This is a genomic window from Candidatus Zixiibacteriota bacterium, assembly GCA_020853795.1.
Classification (GTDB): domain Bacteria; phylum Zixibacteria; class MSB-5A5; order CAIYYT01; family CAIYYT01; genus JADJGC01.
In genome coordinates, this window is sequence record JADYYF010000094.1 from 1 (window position 1) to 5,134 (window position 5,134).

The following is a 5,134-nucleotide window of genomic DNA, read 5'->3' on the forward strand; positions in this document are numbered from 1 at the left end:
GCCCAGATGCAGTAATAATATCCGCCGATCATCGTCGCCGCGGCAGTCATCTCCTGGCGATTTGCGGTGCTGCTCGAAATCGCTTGATTGCTTCCCAGCGCAAACCCGTCCGCGCGCATCAACTGCAAGTATCCCCGTTGCGCTCCGCCGCTCGTGCTCGTCCAGGTCACCAGCATGGCGTCGTTATAATCACCCGCCAGCCGCAGGTCGCTGAACGTCCCCGGATTGTCACTCACCTCAAACGGCGTCAACTCCAGATTGCCGTCGGCGTCGTAGCGATACAAGCGTACCTGCGACTCACCGCCTGCTCGCTCGATCGTGGCTATATAGAAGCGCCCGCTGTTGCGGTGCACGAATAGATCGACATCCAGCACCTGCGCCAGAGTCGTATCGACCGCCAACATCTGCGGCGCGCCGAGGGTGTTGTTGCCCGTGTTGTAGCGCTGGAAATACACCGTCTGTTTCGACCCGACGATCGCCATCCACGCCACCACGTGCGACAGATCGGTACGCTGCCCGACGTGCGGCTCGAAATTCTCCGCCGCCTCCGCCACCGTCGACACCAGCGTGTTGACGCCGAGCGGCAGGCCGGTATTCGTGTACTTCTGCGAATAGATCTGCTTGCTCCCCCCGCGCTCATCCACCCACACCATCATCGCCCGCCCGGTTGAGGTCAGATCGACGTCGGGACTCGACTTCGGCGCCGCCGTCCCGTCGCTGTTCACCTGAATATTGTCCCCCTGCTTATTGCCGCCGCCGTCCAGCCGTTGCGCGAAGATATTCTGCCCGCCCGCCGTCGTCGTGCGCGCATCTTCCCACACCGCCCAGATCACGCTACTGGAGGATCCCGCCACCGCCGGATCGCTCTGCACCGCCCGCCCGGCATCGTCATTCACCTTGATCTGCGCACCGAACAGATTCCCGTTCGCATTCACCATTTGCAGATAGATATCGCCCTGGTCGCTGCGCCGATCCTGCCACGCCGTGGCGATCAGCACCGAGGTTACCCCCGCGGTCACCGGCGTCATTTGTTGCGCGCCGTTGAGGTCATCGTTGAGCTTGTAGTTGACCCCGCTCTTCACCAGTGTCGTGCTCAGCCGCTGTGCGTAGATATCGGGCCCGCTGCCGCGCTCATCAATCCACACGGCCGTGTATCCGCTCGCGTTCTGCGCCGCCGCCGGATAACTGCGCTCGCGCAGAAGCCCCGCGTCTTCAATATTGAAGTTTGTCCCGGTCAACGCGCCGGTCTTGCCGATCTTTTGCCCCCGGATCGCCGCTGTCGCCGAATACTCTGCCCACAGACACACGGCGCCGGAATCGTTCGTCGCCGTCATCGCCAGATCCCAGCAAATATCGGTTGCCGCGTCATTGATCTGAAAGTCGCTGCCGATCGGCGCCGACGAGGTCGACACCAGTTGCCCGAAGATGCTCTGTCCACCGTCGCGATCCGATATCCACGTTACCAAATAGCCGTTGCCGCGCAGGAATTCCACCTGCGGCATAAACTGGAAGTCAGCCTGGTGCCCGCCGTCAATCAGCAGTTCCCCGAACAGCGGTGTGCCGACATCGGTAAACAAGCGAAAATACACGTCACCATTGCCGGTGCGACCATCTTCCCACACCACGCCGAAATCGCCGCTCAGATTCGCCGCCACCGACGGCGCGATTCGATACGGCGAATCAACCGCGCTGTTGATCCGGAAATTGCTCCCCGTCTTCGACCCGTCCGCCGCCAGAATCTGCCCGTAAATCGCCGCGCCGGCGCGAGAATCCTCCCACACCACCACAAACCGATTTCCCGACAACAGCGCCAGCACCGGATTGCCAATGACATTGCCTGCCACCGGATCGTCAATGCGAAATTCGGTGCCGCCGGAATTCAAACCATAGTCATAAGTGCGGCCGTAGAGGCCGCCGAACGTCTCATTGACATACACGATCAGCACCACGCCGCTGGCGTTGCCCAAAATCCGCGGATGCCGCAGAGATGCCGGGGGATTGCTGCTGTCCAGAATGCGATTGGCGCCGACCGCCGCGCCGCTCAGCCCCAACGGCTGCGCCGCGATCTTCCACACGCCGTTGCGCTCATCTTCCCACACCGCCGCGCCGCGACCGTCGGCAAAATGCGCAACATCGGGATGGCGCTGCACAAACGTCGCCGCCTGATTGTCAGAATTGATCTTGTTGTCGCCGAACAACGGCGCCAGCGACCGCTCCAGATTCCCCGGTGCCGCAAATTCCTGGTTGCTCGCTGCCGGAGCCAGACCGTCGACGCGATGCCGCTCCAACCGCCGCTGCTGCAACTCGCTGCGATTCGCCGCCAGACCCGGCGCGAAAATCGCCGTTAATGCGGCTGCCAGAATCAGGATATGGCGATAAATCAAGAAACCCTCCAGCTTTCAATTCCGATACCGGCTGCGCAATTACCGTGCCGATTCCCCGCCGGGCGCAACATCGCGCTCCCGGCTGCAGCTCTACCCCTAAGTGCTTGCCGATGAACCGACTGCTTCCGGCTCAAATGGCCACTTGTGCGCGCGGGCTAAAACTAACCGACAATTGCACTCCCGTGCGAGAGTCTTCCTCTTGGCAAGGATTCATACTCTTGGCAAATTCTTGCAGTCTCTGAGAATCAGAAACGAAACGTGCGCGGTACCGCCCCAAATATCGCCTGCCACCGCGAAATTGTCAACGCCGACTTCCCCCCCGCTACCCGGAAAATGAAATTGCGGCAACGAGTTGTGACCATTACTGTATAACCCGATTGTACTATGAGCCAGTATCCCCACCGTGCCCTTTACCGCTTTTACCTGGTCCTCGTCGCCGTCCTCGTCTTCGGCGTGCTGGTCGGCGTCGGCTTGGCCCTGACCTATAAGGACGAACTTCCCTCCATTGAGGAGATTTACAACATCGAGCCGCCCGTGGTGACGACGATCTACGATATCCACGGCGAGGTCCTCCAGAAATTCCATTACGAGAATCGCACTCTCGTCCCCTATTCGAAGATTCCGCCGCACCTGATCCACGCGCTCGTCGCCACCGAGGACGACGGCTTCTACCGCCACTGGGGCGTCGACTGGCGCGGTTTCATGCGCGCCGTCTTTCGCAATCTCTTTGCCGGCTTCGGCTCCGCCGGCGGCTCGACCATCACCCAGCAGCTTTCGCGCATGCTCTTCTACAACCGCGAAATGTCGCTCGAGCGCAAAATCAAAGAAGCCCTGACCGCCATCAAGATCGAGCGGACTTACTCGAAGAACGAAATCCTCGAGATGTACCTCAACACCTACTACTACGGCCACGGCGCCTACGGCATCGAAACCGCCTCGCGCGCCTACTTCAACAAGAGCGCCGAGAATCTCAAAATCGAGGAGTCCGCGCTGCTGGTGGCAATCCTCAACGCCCCCGCCCGCTACTCGCCGATCAATCATCCCGATCGCGCCCTCGGCCGCCGCAACTACGTGCTGTCGCGCATGACCGCCGAGGGCTACCTCCAGGCTTCGCTCGCCGACAGCCTCAAACAACTGCCGCTCGACCTCAATCTCGCGCTCGACAATACCGGTCAGGCGCCCTACTTCACCGAGATGGTGCGCCAATATCTCGTCGACAAATACGGCGAAGACACCTTCTACGGCGGCGGACTTGCCGTCTACACCACCCTGGATGCCGGCTTGCAGCGCGTCGTGGAAAGCTCGCTGAAAATCCAGGTCGATTCATTGCAGCGCCGCATGCAGAGCCGCAAACGCTACAACGACCCCGAATTCACCGTCCCGCAATACGACTCGACCGGCAAACTGACCGGTTATGCTTACAAGGAAGTGCAGGGGGCCTTCGTCGCCATCGACAATCGCACCGGCGATCTCATGACGCTCGTCGGCGGCAAGGACTTCGCCAAGTGGAAATTCAACCGCGCCGTGCAGGCGCAACGCCAACCCGGATCATCGTTCAAGCCGTTCGTCTACATGGCGGCCATTGCCGGCGGCTTCCACCCCTGCGACATCCTCTACGATACGCCGATTGCCCTCACCATCCCCGGCTCCGACGTCTGGAGTCCGAAAAACTTCGACGGCGAGTTCCTCGGCGCCATGACGATGCGCAAGGGACTCGCGATGTCGCGCAACTTGATCGCGATTAAACTGATGCAGAAAATCGGCGCCGATAAAGCAATCGAGTACGCCCGCAAGATGGGTATCACCAGCCCGCTCACGCCCAATGCCGCACTCGCCATCGGCACCTCCGAGGTCAGCCTCCTCGAACTCGTCAGCGCGTACACCTCCTTCGCCAATCTCGGCATCCGCGTCGAACCGCGCTATATTCTCAAAATCGTCGATCGCTACGGCAACGTGCTGGAACAAAACGATGTCGCCCCGCGCCGTTCCGTCGCCGATCCCGCCGAGACCTATGTTACGGTTAGCATGCTCCGCTCAGTGATGGACGATCGCGAGGGCACCGCCGCTTCGGCGCGCTCGCGCGGCTTCCAGCGGCCCGCCGCCGGTAAAACCGGCACTTCCGACAATTTCTGCGACAACTGGTTCGTCGGCTTCACGCCGCAGATCACCGCCGGTACCTGGATCGGCTACGACGACAAGACCTCGATCGGCTACAACCAGGCCGGCTCCACCAACGCCCTCCCGATCTGGTGCGACTTCATGATCGCCGCGCACGAAAACCTTCCCGTCGAGGATTTCCCCGAGCCCCCCGGCATCGTGCACCTGGCGGTGTGCCCGCAAAGCGGCAAGCTGGCCACCTCCGGCTGCCCCAACATGTACGATGAAGTCTTCCTGCAGAATCAACGCATCGAGGAATACTGCCCCATCCACAAAGGCCGCCGCGGCCTCTAATTCGCCCCGTAACATTTGTCACACCGTCGGTCGTCACCGCACTTCCCGCGCCGTCCCTAATCCCTTCCTGGCGGCATCTCCAGTAGGTCAGGATCTCAGTAGGTCAGGATCCCTGCGATCCTGACGTCTCAAATTTACGTGGGTCCGACTTCAGTCGGACTTTCGCCTGGTCCCCTGTAGTGCCGACTTCAGTCGGCAGACGCCCTACCGCGTTGCGGCAGGTCTTGATCCCGCGCACCCCTCAAGACGCCAAATCGCACTCACTTCTCCGCGCCGGATTGTGACCTACCGCCCTTCTA

The 5,134-nt window shown here is 61.1% G+C and carries 2 protein-coding genes; one reads left to right on the top strand and one right to left on the bottom strand.

Annotation, left to right across the window (positions count from 1 at the left end; genetic code table 11):
- On the bottom strand, positions 1 to 2,384 hold a 2,384-nt coding region (locus IT585_07305; protein ID MCC6963043.1), incomplete at its 3' end, for a hypothetical protein.
- Positions 2,385 to 2,768: 384 nt separating this feature from the next.
- Here IT585_07305 and IT585_07310 point away from each other — a divergent pair.
- Positions 2,769 to 4,835, top strand: coding sequence for a PBP1A family penicillin-binding protein (locus tag IT585_07310; GenBank protein ID MCC6963044.1), 2,067 nt, complete (start codon positions 2,769 to 2,771; stop codon positions 4,833 to 4,835).
- Positions 4,836 to 5,134: the final 299 nt, after the last annotated feature.

Excerpts from the sequence above, each read along its gene's own strand:
- IT585_07310 (MCC6963044.1), top strand. The coding sequence starts at position 2,769 with ATGAGCCAGTATCCCCACCGTGCCCTTTACCGCTTTTACCTGGTCCTC.